The organism is Natrinema sp. SYSU A 869, assembly GCF_019879105.1.
GTDB lineage: Archaea > Halobacteriota > Halobacteria > Halobacteriales > Natrialbaceae > Natrinema.
The window spans coordinates 150,650-175,871 of the sequence record NZ_CP082248.1 but is presented as its reverse complement, the minus strand read 5'-3'; the positions used below and the strand labels follow the sequence as shown (position 1 = coordinate 175,871).

Here is a 25,222-nt window from a genome sequence, read left to right as displayed (position 1 = left end):
GTTCGAAATTAATTGGATATTTGAATTGGAATCGTGGCCCGTTGACCAGAAGTGTGTTACGTCCTTCTTATCCATTAACTCGCCATCAATATGGCATGCTTTCAGATCAGACAGTTTCGTTTCCTCGAGTATGGCCCAGAGAACGGAGAATAGGTGGCTATTTCACCTATTATTCGTCTCTCCCCGGAAACAAATCGAGATGCAGCTGGTTTCGGACTGATCGCGCCACGGTGACGGTCGCCGAACACGAACGCCCCGTATCGGAAGTTAACTGTTTGTTGGAGCCCCCCGCCTCATCCCCTTCGGTTTGTCTGGAGTTCCTAGACTGTGAAAACGGCTACCCGGTCGGGTTCGGTACGAGTTACTTCGCGGGTAACTCCTCGAATCGCTGAGGTGTCTCTTCACCGTCCAGTATCCCCCGGACGAGAGATTGAATTTCCTCGCGAAAGCGGTCGCGACCGAACCGAGCTTCGACGCGCTCCGGATCAAGGCGGACATCGCGTCGAAAGCCGGGGTGACAACCTCGCATCCGTAAATGACCTATCGGAAAGCACCCGATCGATCTTCGCGACGGCCTCGTCCGGCGTTCCGTATAGTAGCTCCTCGCGGCGATCGACGATATCGCGTTGTCCGCCGTTGTCGGGAACAAACGGAATCGCACCACCTGCGACCATCTCGGCGACCGCCGTCCCGAAGTGCTCGTGGCGCTTGCCGTGGAGTCCATAGCGGTGCGTACAGAGCAGATCGATTGAGTTCCTCGCGCGGGAGTTCGCCCTCGAGCGTGACGTACTCGCAGGCGTCGGCCATCGCCTCGAGTTCGCGCCGGTAGTCGGGGTGGTAGGAAGGACCGACGATGTGGTGGTGGACGTTGTGGCCGCTATTACGGACGCCGTCGACGATGCGAATCGTCTCTTCGACGTTCTTGTAGCGGGCGAGTCGGCCCACGGTGACGAATCCGTTCTCGCGCTCATCCCATGGGCGCGGCTCAAAATTGTCCGTGTCAACCGGTGGATGGACAACTTGTGGGCGAACGTCGTAGACATCTTGAACAACATTAGCCATCCACCGCGAGTTCGTGAGGAGGACACTCTCACGGATCGCGGTCGGCGGCGGTCGCGGTGTACGCATTGTAGCCGCCGAAGCTCGCCATCACGGTCCCCACGACGACGTCGTTCCACAGCGCCGGTCCCTCGAATCCGAGAGCGAAGGGAGCGACGACGAGCCAGCAGCCGAGGACCGCGACGACTCCCGCTCCGGTGGCGCTCGGGGGCCGCCGGCTGCGGACGCTAGCGTAGTTGTAGCCGGCGACGACCGCAACCGCGGTGCCGACCAGGACGTCGTTCCACCGAGCGATTCCCGCCACGGCGAAGACGAAGGGGGCGGTGATCAGCCAGCAGCCAAGCAGGCAGTTGCCGCTGGCAGCGAGTCTCGGCGTCGCATCCATTCGCCGTTCAGGCCGAGGCCATGTTCCGGCAGGTCTCCGCACAGTCCTGCAGCACATCCGCACAGACCTGACAGTGTTCGGCGTCGTGACGTTCACACTCTTCGGCGCACTCCTCGCAAGCGCCGGCGCAGGCTTCAGCGAGTTCCGTGCTGTAATTCGAGTTACGGGCCATGAACCGCGCATGCATCGTCGTCAAGTCGGCGACGTCGCGACAGAGCCGGAGACACTTGGCCATCTCCTCGCCCTCGCCGGCACACTCGTCGGCACACCACTCACACGCCTGGGCGGCTTCGAAGCAGTTGTCGATACACTCTTGCATCTCCTCGTTTTCGCTGACGTGATCGATCTGGGTCAGTGCCATTGCGATCAATCAGTCGCCTACGACCCGCTTTGTTATTCACAGTCCACGACAGCCCGACCGAACGGTGAGGGAAGAGACTCGCAGTGGGCACCGCGGGACGGCCGATCGGTGAGGAGCGGTTCACAGATGATTACCGCGAGGCCGGCGGCAGAGTCACCGGTGGATCACCGCCACCGCTGCCAACCGATACCGCACCGCGTCGGGACAGTTTCGATCCGATCGTTACGCCGATGAAATACCATGCCGCAGCTTCACGACCACCGGAACCGAAGCCCGCAACATGACCCACTCCGTCGTCCACCTCCTCGGCGTTCCGTTCGCGATCGTCGCCGGCACCGGCGCCGGGGTGTTCGCGCTCCTGTCTTGGGGGATCTTCCGTGACTCCCCCTTCGGCACGTCGATCGCTCTCCTCTCGGTCGGGATGGTCGCGATGACCATCTACCACACGATGTTGCTCGTCGTCGAGCCGGAGTCGCTGGTCCTCCACGTCCTCCGGAGCGCGGCGAACACGATCGTCGCGATCTTCGTTGGCCTGCTGATACTGCGCCACCGACAGCTCCGCCGCGATCAATCGGGAGGTGAGATCCCGTGGACGGACTGACCCCCTTCATCAGGTACAACTTGGCGATCGGGGTCGTCGTCGCCCTCGAGCTCCTGTATCTCCTCTCGCTCGAGGCGTCAGTGACGGCTTACCGGCGGTTCGTGCTCGTGACTGTCGCCGGGCTGGTACTGGCCGTGATCGGCGGACCGATCGTCGAGCTAGTCGCGCCGCAACTGGTCCACTGGGTTCACGGCACGGCCGCGTTGCTGGTCGTCTTCGGCCTCTACGACCCCGTGACGAACGACCTGCGGACGACGGAGTGGGAGCGCGTGCTGTTGAGCGAGCCGTCGCGAGTCCGACGGCCGGCCGAGTGGATGACGCCGATGGACGACGAGATCCTCGGCGCGTTCCACGGCACGGACCTCGTGCTGACGCCAGCAGTCGTCGCCTTCAACACCGGCTTCAATCGAAAGGAAGTGAACCGTCACCTGATCGAACTGGCGGACCACGGGTTTGTCGAAAAAGTCGAACGGGGAAAGTATCGGCTGACGCGACGCGGCGAACGGTACCTTCGGGGGCAGTTGCAGGCGGACTCGTCGACGGACGCCGAAACCGGGGTTCGGAGTTGAGCCGCCCGGGAACCTAGCGTTTCGACGGACCGTATCCGACCCCTCCGATTACTCGCGAAGTTCCGCGAGCGTCCGCGCCCCGTGCGCGAGCGAGGCGGCGGGATCCGTCGGCTCATCGTGTTCGTAGATCAGCCACTCGGCTCCGGCGTCGCGAGCGGTCGCCGCACACGCCTCAATATCTACCTCGCCGTCGCCGAGTTCGACCGGTCGGCCGTCGGCCACGTCTTTGATATGTACCAGTGGGACGCGCCCCTCGAGTCGCTCGAGTAGCGCGACAGGATCGTGACCCGCCGCGGCCGCCCACCCCGCGTCGAGTTCGATCGACAGGGTATCGTCGGTCTCGTCGATCAAGACCTCGAAGGCGCTCCGGTCGTCGCCCTCGAGCGCGGCGAACTCGTGGTCGTGGTTGTGATAGCCGAGTTCGAGATCGCGCTCCGCGAGCCGGTCCGCGAGCGCCGAAAGCCGGTCGGCCGTCTTTCGAACCGCCGTCGCGGTCTCGAACTGCGCTTCGTCGAGATAGGGGACGACGACGCGATTGCAGTCGAGGGCCGTACAGATCTCGGCCGCTCCGTCGGGGTCGTCCTCGAGTGCGTCGATTCCGACGTGTGCACCGGCGGCCTCGAGACCGACCTCGTTCAGTACATCGGCGGCTTCTCGCGGTGACGTCTCGCCGAAGCCGGCGAATTCGACACCATCGAACTCGGTCTCGCCGACGCGGCGGAGCAGCGTCGGGAGCCCGTCGTCGAGGTCACGCAGCGTGTACAACTGTATCGCGGTTCGCACCATGTCAGCCATACTATACCGCGCGGGCAGAAATATTCTGTCTCGAGATCACGCCTCGCCGTCGACCGTGTATTCGGGAATCCAGGGCGGCATCGATCGATCTTTCGACCAGCCGAACAGATGGCGCTTCTCGTTGGCGTAGTAGTACCGGTAGGCGTCGACGTAGTCGTCAGCCGTCCACTCCCCCGTCAGTTGCGGCGGGTCGGATCGGCCCTCGGCCGGCCACTCAAGGTCGCGAACGACCGCGTCGTCGAGCGAGCGGACCGTCGCCCACGAGCCGTGGCGATCCGTCGGGTCGTGGTCCCACCGATATCGCCACTCCTCGTGGGCTCGGTCGGTGTAGTCGCGCAGGTACACCCAGTTGGCGAGCGACCGCGCCGCCCAGCGCGTCAGCTCATTGTCGGGATGAGTGAAATAGAGCGAATCGGATTCGGGATAGCCGTTCAACTGGACCGCGGTCGTCAGCACCATCGAACACTCGAAGACGCTGCTCGTCACGTGGCGGTCGACGAGCCACGCCGCGGTCCGCTCGAGGTCGCGATCGAGCCAGAAGGCGTTGACCATTCGACCCCGACTATGCGACGCGAGAAGTTAGATCCGATACCGGCCGTCGTCGGCCGGTGATTTTCGAGATGGAGAGACGACAGCGTATACGAATTCGACATCTCGACGATCCGGATGACGGCGTCTGTCGCCTTTAGCATGAATGGGGGTACTAAATGCGCGCTCGAGACAAACGGCGGCTCGTGAGTTCGATCACCGTTTCGGGTGGACCGGTTCGGCTGCGGCTGAGGATCGCCATCGTCGATACGACCGGCATAATCCGATGAGCTGGTACGGGCCGATCGCTCGAAACCTGGGGCTCGTCCTGACGCGCTTCGCCGGCGTAATTACGAGCCTCGTTGCCGTGTCGATCATCTGGGGGGAGTACTACGCGATTCCGGCCGAACTCCTCTCGGCAGCGATCGTCTACGCAGTCGGCTGGCTGCTCCTCTCCATCACGTCGGTTACCGACGATACGTCCACCGCACAGGCGTTCGCGTCCGCAGCGATCGTCTGGCTCGTCGTCGGCCTGATCAGTGCGCTCCCGTTCGCGTTCGTCGCCGGAACCATCGCCCTCGATCCCGGCGGCGTCGCGACGCCATCGATGAATCCGACGGTCCGCGCGTTTCTCTCGCCCACCAACGCCGCGTTCGAGGCCCTCAGCGGGATCACGGGCACGGGGCTGACAGTGACGCGTCGAGCGAGCGAACTCTCGGCGACGCTCCAGTGGTGGCGCTCGCTGCTGGAGTGGCTCGGCGGCATCGGAATCATCGTCCTGATCCTGTCGGTCGTCAGGCGGTCCGACGGCAACGTCCTCAACCAGTACTACGAGGAACGCTCGCCGCTTGGACAGTCCGAGAGCGGGATTCCCTCTCCTAAAGCGATGCTGGGCGTGTTCACCACGTTCACGGTCCTCTCGATCGTCCTCCTCTGGATCGCCGGCATGCCGCCGTGGCACGCGATCAAACACGGGATGACCGGACTGTCGACCGGCGGATTCACCGTCACCGACCATAGCATCGCGACGTACGACAGCCTGGCGATCCGACTCGTTCTCCTCCCGATCATGTTCATCGGAGCGATCCCGCTTCCCGTCTACTATCTCCTGCTCGAGGGGAACCTCGATGGATTCGCCACTGACCGTCAGACGCGGTGGCTGCTATTCGTCACTGCGGCCGGAACGACGCTGTTAGCTGCGTATCTCGTTACCGCAGACGTGTATCGTTCGACGGTTGAAGGCGGCGTCACGGTGGCGTTTCAGTTCGTCTCGGCGATCACGTGTACCGGCTTCTCGACTGCGACGAACATGGGCACCATTTGGCCGCCCAGTGCGATGGTATTGCTGACGGTCGCGATGACCGTCGGCGGATCCGAGGGATCGACTGCCAGCGGAATCAAAATCGTTCGCGTCGTGAGCCTCGCGAAAGGGGTACGCGAACGGGTTAGTGAACCGTTCCCCGAGACCGACAGCTCGAGAGAGATCGAAATCGCTGGCGAGCACGTGTCCGCGAACTTCTACGATGCATCGATCATCACGTTCCTCTGGATAGGATTTCTGCTCGCGGGCGTCTTCGCGCTGTTCGTGACGATACCGAACGGGAGTGCGCCACTGAAGAACGTCCTCTTCGAGGTCGCGAGCGCCCAGGGGAACGTCGGTCTCTCGAGTGGCATCACGACACCCTCGCTCTCCCCGAGCGCGAAACTGATTCTGATGGGAAATATGTGGGTTGGCCGGCTGACGATCATTCCCGTCCTCGTCCTCCTTCGCGGATCGGTGTGACGGTGTTGAGAGGCCGTTGCCCCATCGAGATCGATTTCGCCGGCGCGTCTCGAGAAGCCGCATTAGTGATCTCGTCGTCGATCGATCTGAGTCGACGAGTCGCTCCATTCTCGTTCCTGTACTGGAGTCGTAAACGGGAGCATCGCGGCCGTCCGCTGGGAGACAGTTGCGATCCGGAGGATGAACGCGAACAGCACGGCGAGCGGAAGAAAAATCGATCGCGACGATCGCCGGCACCGCAACGGTGAGGACCGAGCGCGACACGGACGCGCCGTTCGACGCGGTGAAGACGAACAGTCCGCTCGCGACGATCGCCACTGCTGGCAGGCCCACATAAAAAGAGTTCGCGAGAGAATCGCTAGTTCCTCTTAGAGATAGACCGAGGACCGACAGCCGGTATTCGATACCGAACACTATCAGTCAGTAGATTCTGGGAGGAAAGGGCCGAACGCTGCCGTTTGGCGGGCGATTGTCGCCACGCGGAGGATGTATGCGCTCAATATCACGAGCGGTACGAGTGTCGTGATGAGTAGCGTTCCGACGACGACTACACGGACGCCGTGTGACAACGCCAAATCAGAAATGTCTGGATACCTGAAGATGCCGATCGCAGCGATCGTCACGGCCGGAATCCCGGTATAGATCAGCAGTCGAGAGAGACGCGCCAATTGCCGTTCGACGACGACTGTTTTGAGGAACTGGCGTGCAGCGTCGATTTCGACGAACAGCTCTTTGATCTGCTGCAGTTTCTCCGTCGGCTCATCGTCACGACTGGATAATTCCGTCTGTAACCGCCGGATTTCGTAGAATTGGGACGAATTATCGTAATTGAGCATCACGACGAGCGTCTGCAGCATACTCGAGCTGTTCGCTTCCAACTCGTCGTTCGCTCGGTTCGCTTCGTCGACGACCGCTTCGGCGACTGTCTCGAGATCATCCGGTATCTGATCGTCCGCTTGAGAGCTATCACGTCCGCGCTGAAATGAACTCGCAGTGTCCGAGACGGATGAGAGAAGCGTCCCGAAGAAGGCTGAGGCGTACGGGGAACTCACCGGCGTGTCGGTTCGATCCTCGACGCGCTCTCGAAAGTCCGTGACGTCGGTCCGACGCTCGTGGAGGTCCTGTATCGAGCCGAATTCGTGGGAGAGAACGATCTGGTTGACGCCGACCGAAATCGGAACGAGCGTCAACAGCCCGTTGACGGTCCCGTTGAGGTACCACATGACCCGTGACGGTGCGGTCACCGTGGCGAGACCGGAACCGCCAACGACGACGAACGCTACACCGATCCCGACCAAGATGACGAGCGAGACCGAGAGTCGATTTCCAGTGAGCAAGAACCATCGCGTGAATCCCGTGAACGGATGGCGGCCAGCCAATTCGACGGTCATATCGTCCATACTGTTTTTCGACATACGCGAGTCAGCTACATAATCGTCAACGGTGGGGTTGCAGCCCGCTTTGCCGTCAAAGAGTACCAATACCGATCGATTCGAAACGCTCCAATGCGAATGGCGTCCCTCCGTTGCCCTCTCGGTTTTCAGGATTCGTTATCGATGCTTTCCGATATCTCGTGAGTGGAGTTCGTCTTCAGCCCGCCACGTCCGTGGTCGCACGGCGATGAGGACTGCAACAAGATACAGTGCGACGATGATACCGGTCACGAGGAGGCCGGATATCGCTCCAATGGAGGCACTGGTCGGCCACGGCGTCGTTACGAATGCGGTGATTCGGACCGCCCACGCACTCAACATAATCGTGAAGAGCAGTAAGTAGATCCGGCGGAGGCGATGCGCAATCGCTTCCTCTCTCGTGATCTTGATAACGGGTGTGCGGTAGTCTTGGCTCAACGTCTCCCGCCATGACGGTTCCTCGAGCCCCGCGGACGGGTCTAAGCCGTACGCAAAGACGTTTTTCTGGAGTATCCGAACGCGTCCGCGCCAGAGATCGTAGCCGCGATACCGCTGTGCCTCCATGATCAAGAACGCAGCCAATGCCGCTACTCCCAATAAGAGGATGTAATGTGGTCGATTGCGGCCTGAAAAGCCCCATGTGAGGACCCCGCTCATGACGATAACCGCCCAGTTTGACGTCCGGTCGAGCCGTTCACGCCAAAATTTCATTCGGTGGATCTCGCCACGGTAGAGGTGTGCCATCGACGAACTCGGTGCCATTTCCTCCTCTAATAATCCCTCGCCGACTTCGCGGTGTTCAGCGTCACCGGGGTCGATATCTTTCGCTGATTTTGGGCCATCGCAGTGATACGCTTTCAACGACCGGGGTAATAGAATGAGTATGATCTACTTCACCTACTGAGCGATCACCGCCTTCGAAAATCAAGCCCAATCTCGTGCTACATTCGCGCTATCTATTCAGCAATGGCTCCGCCATATTCTCGAACACTGTCACAAATAGCGCGATGGATACAGAGGGTGGGCCTTGTTTAGACGCTCAAACGTTAGCAGTGGAGAGTCGATCGAGCTCGTATCGCTGTGCTAGTAGCTCGGGGGAAATACCAAATCTACTAGGAAGTGAAGCGGGACGGGTTCGTTGTGTACACGAAGACCTCCCGCTTCACAGAGAGGGTTGTGTCGCTTGCCCAAAAGCCGTCGTTGGAACGCCAGCTCCGACCTACCGACCGGGAGAAGAAGGCTACGCTGACTAAGTGATTCTCGCCGTTCAGGGATCGAAAGAGTATCTCGGCCATCCGTACCGGAAGCTGATGGACGTCCTCCGCGAGATGCCGAGAGTGACGAAATTACTCGGGCTGACGCCTGAAACGGTGCCACATTTCTCGACGGAGTGTACGCGAAAGCAGGAAATTCCGATGAAGCGGTGGCGAGCGATTCTCGATCAGTCCGTCGAACTGTATGACCTCGGTGATGTTCAGACAATCGACGCAACCGGCGTCGATCGCGTCCAAGCCAGCCAGCACTACGCCAAACGAACGGACTACACGTTCGAGGCGGTGAAAACGACGCTGCTCATCGATTGTGAAACCAGTGCGATTCTCGATATACACTGCTCGATGAAACAACCGCACGATACACAGGTCGGCTGGCAGGTGTTAGTGCGGAACCTCGACGAGTTGCGACTGTCGCAGCCGATAAAGGCTACGACTGGGAGGATCTTCGCACAAAGTTGCGAGCGGAAGGTGTCACACCGCTGATTCCGCAGCGAGATCCTGGGTTGCGGGGGTGGGCGAGAAACTCACTCATATATGATCGGGCGTATCACCTTCGTTCGAACGCTGAATCGGTGTTTTTCGGTCTCCGACGCAGATACGGCGATACGCTCTGGTCAAGAACCTGGTTCGGTCAATTCCGTGACCTTGTCATGAAATCCGCGGTTCGCAACATCGAACGCGCCATCGAGGACTCACACCCATGAAGTCACGCGTTCAAACAAGACCTAGAGGATGTGTTCAGCACGGATCACTATCTCTATTCGGGGTTGAATGTTCGAATCAGCCGTTACGTACGACTGTGTATTGAGCAGACGCCGGAAATGATGGAGCGACCGATCACCGATCGTTAGTTCTCCTCTCGGATGAAGCCAAGTACTTCTTCGGTGAAGTGGTCTGGCGCGGTGAGCATCGCCTCGTGGGCGTGCCCATCGAAGGTACTGATCCGGCTGTTCGGGAGCGCGTCGTGGACCGGGTCCGTTGCATCTTTCAAGAGCGGAGGGCTCTCGCTGCCGGACAACAGCAACGTCAGTGTCGTCATGTCGGCGAACCGAGCTGCATCGAATTCGTACTCGCCGATCGCTGATAGGCTGCGGGGCCAGACGTGTGCGGCGTCTACGAGGTCCTGCCAGTCCGGGGCTGAGCGCTGCGCGTCGATTTCCTCCGGCGTGGATTGGGCGATTTCTTGCAGGAACAGGACGAGCACCTGCTCGTTCTTCCCATCTTTCAGCAGCCGCTCCATTTCGGCGAGTACCTCATCGGAATAGAGTTTGTGATCGTCGAACGTAATGGGCGGCTCGTACAGGACGAGTTTGTGTAGGTTGTCGGTTCGCAGGGCCGCCTCGAGCGATAAGAGCGCTCCCGATGAGTGCCCAAGGAGGGTTACAGGTTCGTCGATTGTCTCGACGACCGCGGCCACATCCTCAAACTCCCGTTCCAAGTTGTACTCGTCGGCGTCACCGGAAGCGTACGCTTCCGGTTGGCCAGCCGAGCTTCGCTCGGCGACGTCGCCGCTTTCACCGACACCACGACAATCCATCGCGTAGACCGTGCAGTGGTCCGCGAAGGTGGCACGAACATCGGATAACTCCCAGAACCTGTGGTCACAGACACCTCCATGGACGAGCACGAGCGGTAGCCCGCTCCCCGTTCGTTCGAAGGCAATCTCAGTCCCGTCTGCGGACGTGACTGTTTCCATGTCTCTACCCGTGTCTGGTGGTGTTGCTTCTGCCATGGTGGTTCACCCCCGTCCTCTATGAGACGCAATCACATAGAGTCATCTCGTGAAAAGTCCCCACGGTCTGAACGGGAAGCACGACCCGCTTTGAGTCGAGCAGTCGGTGGACGATATGCGCCTTGGATGCAGGTATCAACCAGAGAATGGTAGTCACGTTATCTACTTCGCCTGGATGCATCAAATCACGTCTCTGATTTGGGAATTTCAGAGCAGCCCTTGTGATGTGACGGAGATGTTCGTCAAACGTTTCGTCACATCGATGCGTATCACCGACTCAGATCTGGCTTCGCGTCGAGTGGATTGGAATCGGCTCTCACTGACGCGTAGACGCGCTCAGCCCACTCCCATGCGATCGGTGCATCCGTATCGACGAACACCTGCATGAGACCTGTGGTTTCGTCGTAGCCTCCGATCCCGACGCGTTCGTCGAAGAGAGCGAGACCGTACGGCAGTTCATCACGCGTCCGGAGGGCCAGGTGTCCACTATCGATCGCTTCTTGTGCACGTTCGGGGTACGTCTCGAAGAGTTTCTCCACGATGTGCGGGAGGTAGACGATCTCGGTGTCGGTTTCCTCGAACACTTGCTGGTGAAACTCACCGAGAATCAGCGGAGCCATGTGCGTTGTATTGAATCCCCGGAAGGTGTCGGATTTGCTGACAAGCGCGATGAATCGCTCGATCGGCTTGTAGGGATCGTCCGGTTCCGCGACGGTGATCGTTGCGTCCACGAACGGTTCGAGGATGAAGTCCCGGTGATCCTCACAGACCGCATCCAGAAGCGGTGTCATTCTGTGTGCGGTCCGCACGTTCGCCTCGAACCGGAGGACCTCCTCGGCGATGACTGCGCCGCGCCAGGTCAACTGAATCGGCCATCGACCTTCTCGACGAATCCCTGCTCGTCGAGCCATTGCGTGTAGCGGTGACTCGTCGCCCGCGAGACGTCGAGGCGCGCTTCGATTTCCCGGCGGTCGAGCCGCTCCTCCAACAGTACTTCGAGGACCGGGCCGTGCCGGACGATGTCGCCAAGCAGGTCCGTATCGACGCGGTCGCCCGCGGCGTCCAGACGCTCGCCGAGATAGCGGCGGTTCCGTTCGTTTTCCAGGATAGCCTCCAGGACCGGCGAGCCAGGTAGTGGACGGCCATCGTCATCCAATTGGTCGTCTTGATCAAGCTCCATGTGACTCACCCTCTAGACAAAGGGTGTCACTGATAGTAACTCTATCCTGTGCACGCTCCGGAATTCGTCTCACTGCCTGAAACGGTGCTCTTGACACCGAACCCTGCTCGATGGGTGAGGCCAACACCCGCGCTATCGTCCACTTCTGTATGGCACAACAAGCTATCCCCGCCGAACAGATTGAACGGTTCGAAGCAGAATTCCACGGCGACCTGATTCGTCCCGGTGACGTTCGAAAGAGCGGCGCTCTTTCGAGCCCATCAGAACGGCGCAGCCGTTCTGAGGACGCTGACTACGACGACACGCGCTCGGTGTGGAACGGGATGATCGACAAGCGTCCGGCCCTGATTGCCCAATGTCGAGGCGTCAGAGACGTCATCAGCGCGGTGGACTTCGCGCACGAGAACGATCTCCTCGTCGCGGTACGTGGCGGTGGCCACAACGTCGCCGGGACCGCCGTCTGCGACGACGGGCTCGTCATCGATCTCTCTGAGATGAGGGGCGTGTGGGTAGATCCTAACACACGGACGGCGCGGGTCCAAGCCGGTGCTACGTGGGCGGATGTGGACCACGAAACTCAGGCCTTCGGGCTGGCAACGCCTGGAGGGCCGTCTCGGAGACGGGGGTCGCTGGACTGACGCTCGGTGGTGGCATCGGTCATCTCCGCTGCAAGTACGGCTTGACCTGTGACAACCTCGCATCCGTAAATCTAGTCACGGCGGACGGCGAGTACCTGACCGCCAGCGAGGACGAGAACCCAGACCTCTTCTGGGGACTCCGCGGCGGCGGCGGTAACTTCGGGGTGGTCACCGGCTTCGAGTTCGACCTCCACCCGGTCGGCCCGGACGTGGCGATTTGCCTCGTGTTCTATTCGGGTGACCGGATGGTCGAGGTTTTGGAAGCATACCGCGACTACGTCGCGGATGCGCCCTCGGAAGTCAGCTTGCTCACCTTGTCCGGTGTGATGCCCGACGAGGACCTCTTCCCACCGGACGCGGTGCACGAATCCAAATAGCGATCGCGGGCTGTTATGCGGGCTCGGTCGCGGACGGCGAACGCGCACTGGCACCTTTGCGGGAGATCGCCGAGCCGATCGCCGACTTCAGCGGACCGATGCCGTACGTCGAGTTCCAGCAACTCTTCGACGAGGACTACCCCGACGGGATGCGCTACTACTGGAAGTCGCTGTATCTCGACGGCCTGTCGGAGTCCGGCATCGATCGAATTGCGTACTGGTCCGATGTAGCACCGTCACCGCTATCGACGGTCGATGTCTGGCAGTTGGGTGGCGCAATCGCCCACGTTGGCGTCGAGGACAGTGCGTTCGCGGGGCGGCACGCGCCCTTCCTGCTCGGCGTCGAAGCGAACTGGGAACGCTCGGAGGACGACGACGCCAACGTCGAGTGGGTGCGCGACTGTCTCGACGACATGCGCCAGTTCTCGGACGGCTCGGTGTACCTGAACTTCCCGGGATTCCTCGAAGAGGGCGACGATATGATGCGGTCCACGTTCGGACCGACGTACGAGCGGTTGGTCGCGCTCAAGGACGAGTACGACCCGACGAACCTGTTCCGCCTCAATCAGAACATCACGCCGTCCGAAAACGCTCAAGCCGGCGGCGGGGAATGCCATGAGTGATCTATACACCGAATGTACGGCAGTCTGGCAGGTATCGACAGGCTGGATCGTGCTGATGAGTCTACTAGCGGTGTCGCTGAGCGTCCTGTTGGTCGCTCCCGTATTCGGTGAGTCCGGGCAGGCTGCTGCTACGGTTGGTTACGTTCTGGCGGAGGCACTCGTACTGTACGTCGGATACGGGGCGCTGGCGCGGGTTGCTGGCCCGGCCGCCCGTGAAATCCTCGTGAGCACCTGACCGTGGAACTCCTTGGCCTCGGTATCTCGATGATCGGTCTCTTCGTCGGATTCGGCCTGCTCATCGGCATTCTCTTCGGCTTCTTCGGGATGGGTGGGTCGTTCCTCGTGACGCCAGCGCTGTTGGTGGTCGGATATCCGGCACCGGTGGCCGTCGGGAGCGGACTCGCGTTCGTCTTCGGCACTAGTGTCATCGGTGCGCTCAAACACCGCGATCACGGCCAAGTCAGCTATACACTGGCGGCGGTGATGATTCTCGGAATGACGTTCGGTATCGAGGTCGGCACTCGAGTCGTGCTCTTGCTTGCGGATCTCGGCAGCGCTGACGTCGTCATCAGCGTGGTGTACGTCGGACTTCTTGGTGCCGTCGGCCTCTCTGTTCTCCGAGATGTCCGTACTGACGGGACAGATGTGGGAACGGGCCGAGTCGCTACCAAGGTTCAGGCCATCAAGCTCCCACCGATGATGTCGCTACCTGGCGGTGCGACCGTCTCGGTGTGGGTTATCCTTGTCGTTGGGTCGGCTATCGGCATTCTCTCTGGATGTCTCGGCGTCGGTGGGGGATTCCTTCTGCTCCCCGTCATGGTCTACGGGTTCGGCATTCCTACTGCAATCGCTGCTGGGACCAGCATCCTCCAGATCTCGGTTTCGGGTGCGTTCGGGACGTTCGTCTACGCCCAGTTGAACGCCGTCAATATCCCCGTTGTCGCCGCGTTACTCGGCGGGAGCGCGCTCGGTGCTCGCATCGGTGCGGGTGCGACGCGGCTGGTAAATGAGGCTGACATCAAAGGATACTTCGCAGTGATGCTGCTCTCGGGGGGTATCGCCATCGCAAGTAAGCAAGTAAGTGTTGTGTACGGCGTTGAGATGCTTGAAACCGTGAGTACAGTCCTCATCTTTGGAACCGCGGTCTTGGTCAGTAGTGCGATCGTCCGCACGTCGATTGCTGCGCTCAGGAAATCGAGAGCGTGGGTCGCCCCTGACCCACCAACTACCGGTAAGGGTTGGCAGGAGTGGCCGAAGTCCGAACAGTAGACTATCCTCTGGGCCTCGTGGTTTCTCTAAATCCGTTTCGGCAGTAGCAATCCGTTTCGGCAGTAGCTGCTATGATACAGAACGATAGCGCATACCCGCGTCTTCAGGCGCGGGTCGAGCGGTAGGCCTATCCGACCAACTGTCGTAGATGGCCGGAACGGATTTCCATCAAAACTGTTTTAGTGTGGTGCGTCGTAGCATAGAGTGCGACGAATACCGTGAGATGCCGTTCCTGAACCACAAAGGATGGCGAACCAGCGGTGGTTCGCACGGCGATGACATGGTATTCGACGGGGCCTGTTTGACCGGGCCACAGCCCTATACAGGGGAGGAAACGAGAGTTCCCCCGGTATGCTGCCGGTTCCCCTTGAGTGCGGGCTGGAACCTCGAACGCCACACCCGGCGGAAATCAGATGGTCGGATTCCACGCCCTTCAGGGCGTGGAGGAGGTCAATTGTTCGAACGTATCCGGGGTTCCCTCCGTCACTTTGTACACGGTAACAGCTAACGTGATCCGCGACGTAGCAACTAGTAGCGCCTGCTCCGCCGTCTCGGTACTCAAGGCCGTTCTGTTGTGCTGGGCGCAGCGACGAGAGTGATCCTATGACAGCACCAATAGCGACCAACACGGAAGCGGTACAACGCGGTTGCAGCGTCAAACGTAGGGGGCGAGATGACTGACTTCATCGTGTACATTGACCGATCTACGGTGCATGACGGGGAGGTGGAAGAGCTCAAATCGGCGATGGGGGAGTTAGTGGACTTCATCGAGGACAACGAGCCGGAGATACTGGCGTACGACGTTTACTTCAGCGCCGACGGGGACTGGATGACCGTGATGCACATGCACGCCGATCAAGCCTCGTTGGATTTTCACATGGAGGTTGCGGGCCCTAAGTTCCCCCCGATTGGCGAGTTCATCGACCTCGAATTCATCGACGTGTATGGCCACGTAAGTGATGATCTCATCCAGCGATTGAAAGACAAAGCGTCGGAGTTGGGAAGCGGACGTGTGTCAGTCCACGAGCTCCACCGAGGCGTCGATCGCGTTTTGGACGATTGAATCAAAAGGTTCGGACGGTCGGCGAGGTACGGTTCAAGTGCGCGGTCGGGGTGATGAGTTTGAGCCTCACGGGTTGCTTCCAAGCGAGTCCTCGTTAGAACCCATTCTAAGACGTCTGATTTCGGCCGTCTCATGCCGCGAAGGTCTATTCGTTCGACGGTCGAACGCAAGCCTGCAGATCCCATGGTTTTCTCACTTCAGGTAATACTGGAAACCGCCTGATTGCGGCGACTTTTCGACCTTCTTTATAAGGCCTGAAGCATCAAATGTTCTGGCTTTCGTGCCGGTTCGGCACGATTTCCATTTGGCAGACGCCATCGACTTCACCTGGATCACGGCAGTTCAGTGAGTTCATCTCGTGCCGTCTCGGCACGCGGGTGATTTAGTTCCGTCACGGTTCGGGGCCGGCTCCGTCCGACGATCTCCGTATATCCAAACTCACCGCCACCGCTCGTAACAATTATGGATCGTCAATCACGCTCGTTTGACATCGAATTTCTCTAAGATAGAAACAGTATCCGAAAGTGATAGTCCAGTCAGATGGAGCTGGATACTCAATCGCATCAGTTCGTGCAGTGTCGCCTCACGCTCCACAAATCTAACTGGATCGCTGCGCTAGCGCCTTGAGACGGTCGATTTCTGGCATGAACCACTAGCAAATCGTACCGCCTCACTCTTCATCCTAATCTGAACAGCGCCCGAGAGTGGACACCACGTCAGCTGATGAAGATCGGTATTCGACTCCAGTTTGCTGGACCATCACTTTCAAATACAGTTCGGTGATTAGAGAGGTTCGGTGTCGAACGCAGTCGCAAGGCAGTCCATGATTGGGTACACAAGTGCGATCTATAGCCGACAGCTGACAAGAATCCGAATGAAATCTAGCTTGATAAAGCGGTGGTTCAGATCGGCAAATACCGTTACTGGCTATACACTGCTGTTGATCCGCAAACGAGCAGTATTCTCCACATACGCTGTATTCGACGATTACGACCGCTTTGACAGAATAGTTCCTGCAAGACCTCACTAAGAAACATAACCTCGACGATGCTGAGTTTCTTGTCGATGGTGCAAAACATCTCCAGACTGCACTCCGTCGACGTGAACTCCGATTTTGATATGAAAAATATGGAAACCGGAACGCTGCAGAACGTGTCTTTCAAGAGATAAAATAACATACTTCTTCGTTTTCAAACTATTTAGTTACGCAAAATAGTCAACAGTAGAATCGTGGCTTCAAGCCTTTGCCATCTGTCACAATGCTCAGAACTAAACACGACCACTCAAATCGATCCAGTCGATATATCCACTGAGGCAGTCGATTTTTGGAATTGTCACCACAAGATCGTCCTATGCTTTTCACGCGTAACGAAACAGCACCGAGAAAGGTAAGTATCAATGTGTGTGACGTAGAGGCGGTTCATTAAATTGATCCGCCAATGCCTTCGCTTCGGCAACAACTCACAGCGCTCAACTGAATCAATTGGTCGCTTCAATAAAACGAACAGCAGATAACAGCTGATTTCTGTGACGAACCCCTCGATTGCCATTCTGAAAGAGGATATCGGGTCCTACGATAGGGATGTTAGTAGTCGTCAAACAGCAGTCAACGATTCACATGGGGAAATCGACCGAATCAGTCGATTCGATCGAAACGTTACAGATGTACTCAAGCGAGTCACGGTCAACTTCGAGGAGACGACCATCGACGTCACGGAACGACGCGACCAGTACTAGCTCGGATTGATGTCCAGAGAGTTGGGCAAAACACGTTTCGATCCCGAACGAGTTCGGAATTAATCGAGACCAAGCAGAAGACACTCAGCACACCTGTATTAGCGACCCCACGATCATCAAACGTGCAGACCCCGGACAACCGATCGGCCGTGAAAGGCTGCTCACCGTGTTCGTAACTCGCAAATAGACGGTCGGAATGTTGGAGTTTGAGGGATGGATCGTCTCCTGTACTGGAGACGGTCGGATGCGATTACGAACATATAGCTGTAAAGGGATACTTGCCTTTACTGTAATCGTTCCTCCCGCTAAACCCGTCATCTAGCTTAGCCATCGAATTCGAGGTGGAACTTACATTCCAAAACGCCCTCGTGCTACCGATAGCGGGATCATTCGGACCGCCGGCAGAGTAGAGAACACCGCTCTCACTCTCGTCCAACACGAGAGAGTTCCTCAACTACGGGCGTCTGTACACTGCCCTCCTTGTCCGGGTGAAGGTAACGTTCCCTCTCAATGAATTCTTTGAACAGCGAACGAACCGTAGTTGACGGGAAAAGCGAATTGTGGCGACCGACTGGTTTTAGCGAGATGCGAAATTGGGTTCTATCCAGTTGCTGAATGGGTGATACCATCGAATTAGAAATTCTTCTTGGTCCTTGGTAACAGGTTAAAATACGGGAGATACTTTTTGAGGCAGATAGAGTGATATGGAATATCTTCATTGGCGGCTGAATAGGTGATACGATCCCGTCTTCTCCACTCAGGTGCTAGCGAGAGACGAATTCTCGGCCGGAGCCACCGATCTCTGGAACCCGTGAGATGTCAACCCACAGTCCTACTGGGCTATCGTTTCAGGCGGATCGCGTTCAGTCGCGGCAGAGAAACAACTATAATAATGCGAATTGTAGGAATTGAACATGGTAATCGTCGCAGCAGTCGACCGTTCAGAGCGAGCACCGGACGTCCTCGACCAAGCTGCCACCTTGACCGAACAGTTCGGGGACAACCTTCACGTCGTCCACGTGATGACGCGGTCGGAAGCCGTCGATGCCGAAACCGCAAGTATCAGCAAGGACGACGCCGTCGAGATAACGGAGTTACGTGCGGTCGCCGCAAGCGTGGTTACGGACCTGCTCAAAGCCCATCCCGTCACGGTCGAAACGACGGAAACTGGACTTATCGGAGATCCGGCAGACGAAATCATCGAGTATGCGGAGGATCACGACGCTCGATACATTGTCATCGGTCCGCGGCGGCGGTCGCAAACAGGAAAGATCCTCTTCGGGAGCGTCGCTCAGACCGTACTTCTTAACACGAACCGTCCGGTTGTGTCCGTGTTGAGTCAGTGAACGGAGAGTGGGCCGTAGCAGTCTCTCGTGGGATGTGGTCGACACCGTTTAATGACTGCTCTCACGGTGGAATACGCGCCTCTAATCCGATCCGAAGACAGTTGGTCTGCCGACACCGCGACGCATGTCACGATAGATTGTAGGGTTGGGTGTTCGGGTCGAATCCGTAGGTTGCCACACGGGCGGCGTCGATTGATACTGTCACCATCTGCTTTCGCGAGATGCGAAGACAGCTGAAGTACTGCGAACGAGTCTATCAGCTTCTTTTGGGTCGTGTCCGCTAGAGTCTCTTCTCACTATCCCTTCCACTCAGCCGATTTCTCGCCGAAGAGTACCATAGCACTTCATCAGGAGTCCCTCATTCTGTCGGTTGGCCACGTCGTTCCACACGCGTAACACAAATATGGCCGCGTTTCTCTTCGTGCTATTCCGATATCAACACCACCGGCGACCAGTATATTCTGCGGTATGTTCGTCTCCGTTGTCCATCTCCGGCGGTCTGATGCAGGGGCCGGATTCCTCATTGACTGAGGATGCCGCTGATACCGGGATTGTCCTGGTCGATTCTGCGACGTTATATACTCAGTATTCTAATGAATTTGAGGCACATAACTCCCCAATCTTTATGCATAATTAGCGGGTTGTGTAGTATGGGATACCATGGCAGATAAAGAGCGGCGACCATTACTGAAAACTATCGGTGGCACAGCAGCGCTCGGAATCAGTACCCTCGCCGGCTGTATCGGTGGCGGTACGTCTGGAAATTCATTTCAGATAGCTGCGACGTTCAGTCAAGATCACCCACAAGTGAAGCTTCTCGAGCGATGGGGAGAGAGCCTCTCAAACGAGACTGATGGGAGTTTGAGTCTCGAATACGTGAGCCTTGGTGGAGAGGAAGATCACATAAGTGCCACGTCTTCCGGAAGCATAGCCGGCCACGGTGTGGCGATGACGGCACTCACGCAGTCATACGGTACTGAGTACGGCTTCTTGGAAGCTCCGTTCATCGCCGAGGACTGGGAGCACTTTCAGGCGCTCATGGACGAATACGTCTACGGTGACGATGGTTTCAACGACAAACTGATAGCCGACGCCAACCAGCGGATTCTCGGGTCGGCGTTCCGCGGATTTCGAGGAACTACCGCAAACAAGGAGGTGAGTGCGCCATCCGATATCGAGGGCGTCAAGATGCGACTCCCCGAGTTCGAGACGTGGGTGAACAGTTGGGAAGAGATCGGCGCTGAGGCGACACCGGTCCCGTACGATGAACTGTACCAGGCTCTTCAAACAGGCGTCGTGGATGCATCCGAAGGTCCGATCGTACAGTTCATGGATTCCAGCCTTTACGAGGTTCAAACGCACTTCTCGCAGACCGATCACCTCCTTCAGACACAGAATTGGGTGATCAATGAGGATCGGTGGCAGGGCCTGGACGAAAGCGAGCAGGAAGCGATGCAGACTGCGCTCGACGAGGCGATCGAGTGGGGCAACGAAGAGACCCGAACACGGGCAGACGAGCTGCTCCAGATGGTGCAAGACGAACACGACGTGACGGTCATCCCCGGTAGCGACGTCGATCAAGACGCGTTCCGGAGTGCCGCAGAACCGCAGCTAGAGGAGTTCTTCAGCGACCGCTGGAAGCCGAGTCTGGAAGACGTTCAGTCGTTAGCCTAACATGGATGAACATGAATAGAGTACACCATGACTAGTATACGAGATATAGCCAACCTGGATTTCGGGGTGTCCGTCCGCCCGCTGATGGGCAGGGTAGAGGAGTTGCTGGGCGGCATTGGGAGGCTTACCTTGGCTACGATGGGAGTGATCGTCGGACTACAGATACTCTTTCGATTCGTTCCGGTGAGTTTCCCGAGCGTTTGGACGACCGAGGTCGCTCGATACCTGCTCGTCTTTATGACGCTAACCGGTGTTCCGTACTCGATGCGGCGTAAAATCACATCTCTGTGCGGCCACTACTGCGGATGGTGTCCGATTTGGTGCGACATCTCATGATCACGCTCTCGAACGTCTTGGTCGTCGTGATGTGCTCCATAGTAATACTATCCGGTATCAGCATCTTGGACCGAACGATGCTTCAGTCGCTTCCGACGGTAGGCTGGCTGAAGGTCGGATACTTGATGGTCTACCTTATCGGTGTGTTCGGTCTCTGCATAGTGTTCGTCTTCGAGCAGACGGCTCTGATATGGACCGGCGAAACTACCGAGCCGGACGCCCGGGTGACCGACGATGGCTGATCCGATACTGTTGGCCGCGTTGTTCGTCGTACCGTTGTTAGTCATGTACGTGTTCGGCGTTCACGTCGCGTTCGCGCTCGGGTTAGTCTCGGCGTTAGTGATGCTGCTCAGTGTCGGTCCGGCGTGGACCGTCCAGACGTTCGCTAATCAGATGTACAGTTCGCTAAACAGTTTTACGCTACTCGCGATCCCGTTCTTTCTGTTCGCGGGGCGGATGATGAACTCCATCGGACTGACGGACGACATCTTCGACTTCGCCGAAGCCCTCGTGCGTCCGCTCCCCGGCGGACTCGGCCACGTGAACGTCGTGGTGAGTATCATCTTCTCCGGGATGAGCGGTGCGGCGGTGGCAGACGCCGCCGGACTAGGGTCCATCGAATACGAGGCGATGACCAGCCGTGGATATGACGGATCGACCGCAGCCGGAATCACCGGTGCGTCCTCTACCATCGGACCGATCATCCCGCCGAGTATTCCCATTATCGTCTATGGAGTGACGGCGCAGGTCTCGATCGGGGCCCTCTTCCTCGCTGGAATCCTTCCCGGCCTGGTGATGGGGGTCGGTCTCATGGCGTTCATCACCGTCGGCGCGCTGAAGAGCGGCACGGCGACCGTGGAGTCGTTCAGCCTCAGTGAACTCCTTGAGTCGAGCGTGCGGGCCTTGCCCGGACTCATAGCACCGGCGATTATCATCGGCGGAATCGCGACCGGCCTGTTCACGCCGACCGAGGCAGCCGCTGTCGCCGGAATCTACGCGGTATTCCTAGGCGGCCTCTACTACCAGAACTTAGATCCGAGGACGCTATGGTCCATCCTCGGCGACACGTTTGAAGACACCGCCGTGCTGACGCTCATTATCGCGTTCGCAAACGTCTATGGGTTCGTCCTCACTATCTCGGGTCTGCCGACGGTTCTCACCGAGCAGCTACTGACTATCTCGTCGGAACCAACGGTCCTGCTCCTTCTGTTCGCCTTATTCTTCCTGATCCTCGGAACGTTCATGGAGACCATTGCGATCATCATGATCGTCGTCCCGATCGTCGCACCAATACTCCCGCAGATCGGCATTGATCCGATCCACTTCGGTATTGTGATGATGGTCGCCCTGATGATCGGACTTATCTCGCCGCCGTTCGGCGTCGTACTCTTCGCGCTGGAACGTGTCACCGATCTGGATATCGAAGATATCATCAAAGGGATCATCCCGTACTACATTCCGTTGCTCGGTGCCCTGGTCGTGCTAATCCTCTTCCCATCGGTCGTCCTCGCTGTCCCTCGCTACTTCGGTCTCGTGTAGCGCGCTGGCTCACCTTCCGTCGCTTCCTTCGATTCGACCGACGAGGTTGCAGCGCTATCGAATACGTCGATCAGCGATCGCTTGAGGGTGCCAGAGTTGTTCAGAACTCTTCGTCGATGGAAATCGATCGCCGGCCGTCCGCCCCGTTCAATGGTGGAGAGTAGCATCGGATACCCACACAATCGAACTATGGAACGGTCCGGACCGCAGCTACGATCACTTCCCGACGAGTTCTTCGAACTCCTCTCGCGCCGCGTCGCTACCGGCCGAAAGGTAGGCGATATCCGCGCCGACTAACAGGAAGTCGACACCCGCATCGACCCAGCGATGGATCCCTTCGTGGTCCGTGGCCAACATCCCGACGGGCTTGCCGTTATCCTGTGCCGCCGTTACTATCGAGTCCAACGCCGACTCGAACCGCTCGTCGGTCCACTCTCCGAAGATGTCCAGCGACGCCGAGAGGTCTCCATGACCGATTATGACTGCGTCTACGCCGTCGACGGAGACGATATCTTCCGCGTTTTCCACGCCCCGTTTCGTTTCGATCTGGAGGACGGTGACCAGTTCGTCGTCGGCGGTCTCGAAGTACTCGCCGAAGGTACGGCCGTAATCGGACGCTCGTGCGGGTGCGACACCACGCGTTCCCTCCGGAGGGTATTGCATCGCTTTGACGGCCTGCTCTGCCTGCTCGCCGGTTTCAATCATCGGGATCATGAGCCCCGCGACTCCGAGATCGAGGACACGCTTTATCCGCACCGGGTCGTTCGATGGGATGCGCACGATAGACGCCGTGTCGTCATGAACGGCCCGGAGCATATTCTCGATCGTTTCCAAGCCCATCGCGGTATGTTCCGTATCGATAACGACGAAATCGAACCCTTCGGAACAGATTTCTGCGACGGCCGGATGTCCGATCGAGATCCAGTTCCCCGTTGCGGGCTCGCTTGGCTGGAACAACTGCTGTGTATCGTTCATCATCGGAATATGAATCGACACCTGCAAGTAAAAACCTGCTGTCCGAGATCCCTTCCCACGGGATCTCGAGCGCGTGATTCGTTCCAGCTAGACAGTACATTCGGTGCACGCAACGGACAGTTTCGACGGCCTCGACTGCAACTATCGGGTCTACCGCGTATCGTGTGTCGCAATCGATCCGATAGACAGATCTTCATTGACAAAATCGCCCCCTTCCGAAACAAGTTGCTGAGTGCCGGCTGCTTCTCCGCTATTAGCAGCGGTACTATTATATAGGCGGGAGAGAAATAACCACAGGAATATGCCTGATTGGTTAGCAGACGATGTAGCGGTAGTTACTGGCGGATCGAGCGGTAACGGACGAGCGATCAGCCTGACATTAGCAGAACACGGCGCGAATGTCGTCGTCGCCGACCTACAGTCGGACCCCCGCGGCGGCGGCATCCCGACTCACGAGAAAATTCAGCGAGAGTACGAGCAGGAAGCGGAATACGTCGAATGCAACGTTGCTAATGTGCAGGATCTTCGAGAAGCGATCTCCGTCGCTGATCAGCTCGGTGGCGTCTCGATCATGGTTAACAACGCCGGCATCACGCACAGCGATGAGTTCCTCGAGACGACCGAGGAGGACTTCGATCAGATCATGGATATCAACGTTAAGGGCGTGTTCTTCGGCGCTCAGGCGGCCGCCGAGAGCATGATTAGAGCGGGCAGGAGCGGATCGGTCATCAACATGTCCAGTGTCACGTCGTCTATCGGCCGCGGCGACGGCGTGCGGTACTCCACGTCGAAAGGCGCAGTCGAATCGATGACGTACGCGCTGGCGGACCGACTCGGTCCCGAGGGTATTCGAGTGAATTCGATCCACCCGAGTATGATCGAGACGCCCATGACGGAGGACGATCTTGAGCTAATCGATAACGAATCATCCGAGAAACATGAGCAGGCGACACCACTCGGTCGGATCGGCCAGCCCCAAGACGTGGCGGACACCGCGCTGTACCTCGCCAGCCCGCTCGCGAGCTTCATAAACGGCGAGACGATGGTCGTTGACGGCGGCGTCACGACCACGATGGGCGGTGGCTACTGACGATCATCCGGACCGATCGCATGCGACGAACGCCTGAATAGCGTCGATACAGAGTGCAAAGTAGCGTCAATACTGAGTGCAACGGATGGAGGTCACGTGTGCAGGACAGGACCAACGAGACTGGTGAGACTCCGCTAACAGATGGCAGATTCCAGCAAAGACCCGTTGTCAAGTAAAAGAGTTCCGGCAGTAGCTGTATCTTTCGACTAGTTCTGTTCCGCCGTTATATCGGATCTCGATCGTAGCACGGCTGAACGTAGATTACGACCGTCAGATTACTTGGAAAACACGAATAGGGTCGGAAGGCGGCCGTTCAATGGTTGCGAGAATACGCTGTCGCGTAACCGACTGTCAGTGCCAATCAGTGGTAGTCCGTGTCGGATTTCTCGAACGCGCCGCTATCTCGCTATACCCGTTCATCGACGGGCCGCGGATCTTCGACGATTTGCATGGGGAGAGGGGTATCGTGGTAATCGAGCGTAGTTATCTTCCAGTCGATCCCGTCACGGATATCGTCGACGAAGCCGTATCCCAGCTCCTCGAGTTCTGACCGCCGCCGTTCGATATCGTCTACCTCGAACGCGATGTGGAAGAAGCCGGGGCCGTGCTCCTGGAGGTGTTCGTAGTGCCAACCGCTTTCGCCGGTCGGGGACGTGAACTCGATGATAGTCTCGCCGACCGAGTAGAGGGCGACTTCGCAATTATCGTCCTCGAAGAGGACTTTCTGAATCCGATCCATGCCGAAGTCTTCCTCAAACAAGGCCGTGTATTCATCTATCTCTTGCTCAACGCCGCCTACAAGTATCGCTATGTGATGGATTCTCTCGAACACATTGAAGAGTCCGTTCGTCAGTTACAAATAATTTTGCCTGTCGG

Annotated in this window: 21 protein-coding genes and 5 pseudogenes; 14 read left to right on the top strand and 12 right to left on the bottom strand. The window is 58.2% G+C overall.

What is annotated here, in order from left to right; all coding sequences use genetic code 11:
• Positions 1-540: 540 nt before the first annotated feature.
• The 3 genes from K6I40_RS04710 to K6I40_RS04700 are packed head-to-tail and all read right to left on the bottom strand — an operon-like array spanning position 541 to position 1,805.
• Complete coding sequence (locus K6I40_RS04710) at positions 541-1,128, bottom strand: glycosyltransferase (RefSeq protein ID WP_222914478.1); 588 nt, start codon at positions 1,126-1,128, stop codon at positions 541-543.
• Entirely contained in the window at positions 1,091-1,444 is a 354-nt protein-coding gene (locus K6I40_RS04705; protein WP_222914476.1) for an SPW repeat protein, read from the bottom strand. The genes K6I40_RS04710 and K6I40_RS04705 overlap by 38 nt, the downstream gene beginning before the upstream one ends.
• A gap of 7 nt (positions 1,445-1,451) precedes the next feature.
• Positions 1,452-1,805, bottom strand: coding sequence for a four-helix bundle copper-binding protein (locus K6I40_RS04700; RefSeq protein ID WP_222914473.1), 354 nt, complete (start codon positions 1,803-1,805; stop codon positions 1,452-1,454).
• Positions 1,806-2,085: 280 nt separating this feature from the next.
• On the opposite strand from K6I40_RS04700, the gene K6I40_RS04695 reads away from it, so the two are divergent.
• Positions 2,086-2,406: a hypothetical protein gene (locus tag K6I40_RS04695; RefSeq protein ID WP_222914471.1), complete on the top strand. Its 321-nt coding sequence runs from the start codon at positions 2,086-2,088 to the stop codon at positions 2,404-2,406.
• A complete protein-coding gene (locus tag K6I40_RS04690; protein ID WP_222914469.1) occupies positions 2,394-2,975 on the top strand; it encodes an ArsR family transcriptional regulator in 582 nt (193 codons plus the stop codon). Before K6I40_RS04695 ends, K6I40_RS04690 begins: the two co-directional genes overlap by 13 nt.
• 48 nt (positions 2,976-3,023) lie before the next feature.
• On the opposite strand, the gene K6I40_RS04685 is transcribed toward K6I40_RS04690, so the two are convergent.
• Positions 3,024-3,761, bottom strand: a complete 738-nt coding sequence (locus K6I40_RS04685) for a sugar phosphate isomerase/epimerase (RefSeq protein WP_222914467.1) — start codon at positions 3,759-3,761, stop codon at positions 3,024-3,026.
• A 45-nt stretch (positions 3,762-3,806) separates the two neighbouring features.
• Positions 3,807-4,322, bottom strand: a complete 516-nt coding sequence (locus K6I40_RS04680; RefSeq protein WP_222914465.1) for a hypothetical protein — start codon at positions 4,320-4,322, stop codon at positions 3,807-3,809.
• 262 nt (positions 4,323-4,584) lie between these two features.
• Between K6I40_RS04680 and K6I40_RS04675 the strand changes: the two genes are divergently transcribed.
• A complete protein-coding gene (locus K6I40_RS04675; RefSeq protein WP_222914463.1) occupies positions 4,585-6,081 on the top strand; it encodes a TrkH family potassium uptake protein in 1,497 nt (498 codons plus the stop codon).
• A 416-nt stretch (positions 6,082-6,497) separates the two neighbouring features.
• Here K6I40_RS04675 and K6I40_RS04670 read toward each other — a convergent pair whose 3' ends face one another.
• Both K6I40_RS04670 and K6I40_RS04665 read right to left on the bottom strand, forming a co-directional pair.
• On the bottom strand, positions 6,498-7,481 hold the full coding sequence (locus K6I40_RS04670; RefSeq protein WP_222914461.1) for a hypothetical protein: 984 nt from the start codon (positions 7,479-7,481) through the stop codon (positions 6,498-6,500).
• A 150-nt stretch (positions 7,482-7,631) separates the two neighbouring features.
• Positions 7,632-8,312: a DUF2270 domain-containing protein gene (locus K6I40_RS04665; protein WP_255681681.1), complete on the bottom strand. Its 681-nt coding sequence runs from the start codon at positions 8,310-8,312 to the stop codon at positions 7,632-7,634.
• Positions 8,313-8,633: 321 nt separating this feature from the next.
• Between K6I40_RS04665 and K6I40_RS04660 the strand changes: the two are divergent.
• Positions 8,634-9,471: pseudogene (locus tag K6I40_RS04660) on the top strand (IS5 family transposase).
• Between the two features lie 143 nt (positions 9,472-9,614).
• Here the strand turns inward: K6I40_RS04660 and K6I40_RS04655 are convergent.
• Together K6I40_RS04655 and K6I40_RS04650 are read right to left on the bottom strand one after the other, a co-directional pair.
• Positions 9,615-10,499, bottom strand: coding sequence for an alpha/beta hydrolase (locus K6I40_RS04655; RefSeq protein ID WP_222914457.1), 885 nt, complete (start codon positions 10,497-10,499; stop codon positions 9,615-9,617).
• Between the two features lie 269 nt (positions 10,500-10,768).
• Positions 10,769-11,679, bottom strand: a pseudogene (locus K6I40_RS04650) (transcriptional regulator).
• 149 nt (positions 11,680-11,828) lie between these two features.
• On the opposite strand from K6I40_RS04650, the pseudogene K6I40_RS04645 reads away from it, so the two are divergent.
• The 4 genes and pseudogenes from K6I40_RS04645 (at position 11,829) to K6I40_RS04630 (ending at position 15,649) form a co-directional block, all read left to right on the top strand.
• Positions 11,829-13,317 (top strand): annotated as a pseudogene (locus K6I40_RS04645) (FAD-binding oxidoreductase).
• A complete protein-coding gene (locus K6I40_RS04640) occupies positions 13,310-13,552 on the top strand; it encodes a hypothetical protein (RefSeq protein WP_255681693.1) in 243 nt (80 codons plus the stop codon). Before K6I40_RS04645 ends, K6I40_RS04640 begins: the two are co-directional and overlap by 8 nt.
• Before the next feature lie 29 nt (positions 13,553-13,581).
• Entirely contained in the window at positions 13,582-14,586 is a 1,005-nt protein-coding gene (locus K6I40_RS04635; protein WP_222914890.1) for a sulfite exporter TauE/SafE family protein, read from the top strand.
• Positions 14,587-15,259: 673 nt separating this feature from the next.
• Positions 15,260-15,649 carry a hypothetical protein gene (locus tag K6I40_RS04630; RefSeq protein WP_222914456.1) on the top strand — a complete coding sequence of 130 codons (390 nt, stop codon included), beginning with the start codon at positions 15,260-15,262 and terminating at the stop codon, positions 15,647-15,649.
• A 477-nt stretch (positions 15,650-16,126) separates the two neighbouring features.
• Here the strand turns inward: K6I40_RS04630 and K6I40_RS04625 are convergent.
• Positions 16,127-16,295: pseudogene (locus K6I40_RS04625) on the bottom strand (IS6 family transposase); the annotation flags it as partial.
• 41 nt (positions 16,296-16,336) lie between these two features.
• Here K6I40_RS04625 and K6I40_RS04620 point away from each other — a divergent pair.
• The 5 genes and pseudogenes from K6I40_RS04620 (at position 16,337) to K6I40_RS04595 (ending at position 22,281) form a co-directional block, all read left to right on the top strand.
• Positions 16,337-16,865, top strand: a pseudogene (locus K6I40_RS04620) (IS6 family transposase).
• A 1,435-nt stretch (positions 16,866-18,300) separates the two neighbouring features.
• A complete protein-coding gene (locus tag K6I40_RS04615) occupies positions 18,301-18,732 on the top strand; it encodes a universal stress protein (protein ID WP_222914454.1) in 432 nt (143 codons plus the stop codon).
• Between the two features lie 660 nt (positions 18,733-19,392).
• A complete protein-coding gene (locus K6I40_RS04610) occupies positions 19,393-20,406 on the top strand; it encodes a TRAP transporter substrate-binding protein (protein WP_222914452.1) in 1,014 nt (337 codons plus the stop codon).
• 332 nt (positions 20,407-20,738) lie between these two features.
• Complete coding sequence (locus K6I40_RS04600) at positions 20,739-20,984, top strand: hypothetical protein (RefSeq protein WP_222914448.1); 246 nt, start codon at positions 20,739-20,741, stop codon at positions 20,982-20,984.
• Entirely contained in the window at positions 20,977-22,281 is a 1,305-nt protein-coding gene (locus K6I40_RS04595) for a TRAP transporter large permease (protein WP_222914446.1), read from the top strand. Before K6I40_RS04600 ends, K6I40_RS04595 begins: the two co-directional genes overlap by 8 nt.
• Before the next feature lie 216 nt (positions 22,282-22,497).
• Here the strand turns inward: K6I40_RS04595 and K6I40_RS04590 are convergent, their stop codons facing one another.
• Positions 22,498-23,259, bottom strand: coding sequence for an aldolase/citrate lyase family protein (locus K6I40_RS04590; protein ID WP_255681620.1), 762 nt, complete (start codon positions 23,257-23,259; stop codon positions 22,498-22,500).
• Between the two features lie 298 nt (positions 23,260-23,557).
• On the opposite strand from K6I40_RS04590, the gene K6I40_RS04585 reads away from it, so the two are divergent.
• Positions 23,558-24,346: an SDR family oxidoreductase gene (locus tag K6I40_RS04585; protein ID WP_222914444.1), complete on the top strand. Its 789-nt coding sequence runs from the start codon at positions 23,558-23,560 to the stop codon at positions 24,344-24,346.
• Positions 24,347-24,752: 406 nt separating this feature from the next.
• On the opposite strand, the gene K6I40_RS04580 is transcribed toward K6I40_RS04585, so the two are convergent.
• On the bottom strand, positions 24,753-25,178 hold the full coding sequence (locus tag K6I40_RS04580; protein ID WP_222914442.1) for a VOC family protein: 426 nt from the start codon (positions 25,176-25,178) through the stop codon (positions 24,753-24,755).
• Positions 25,179-25,222: the final 44 nt, after the last annotated feature.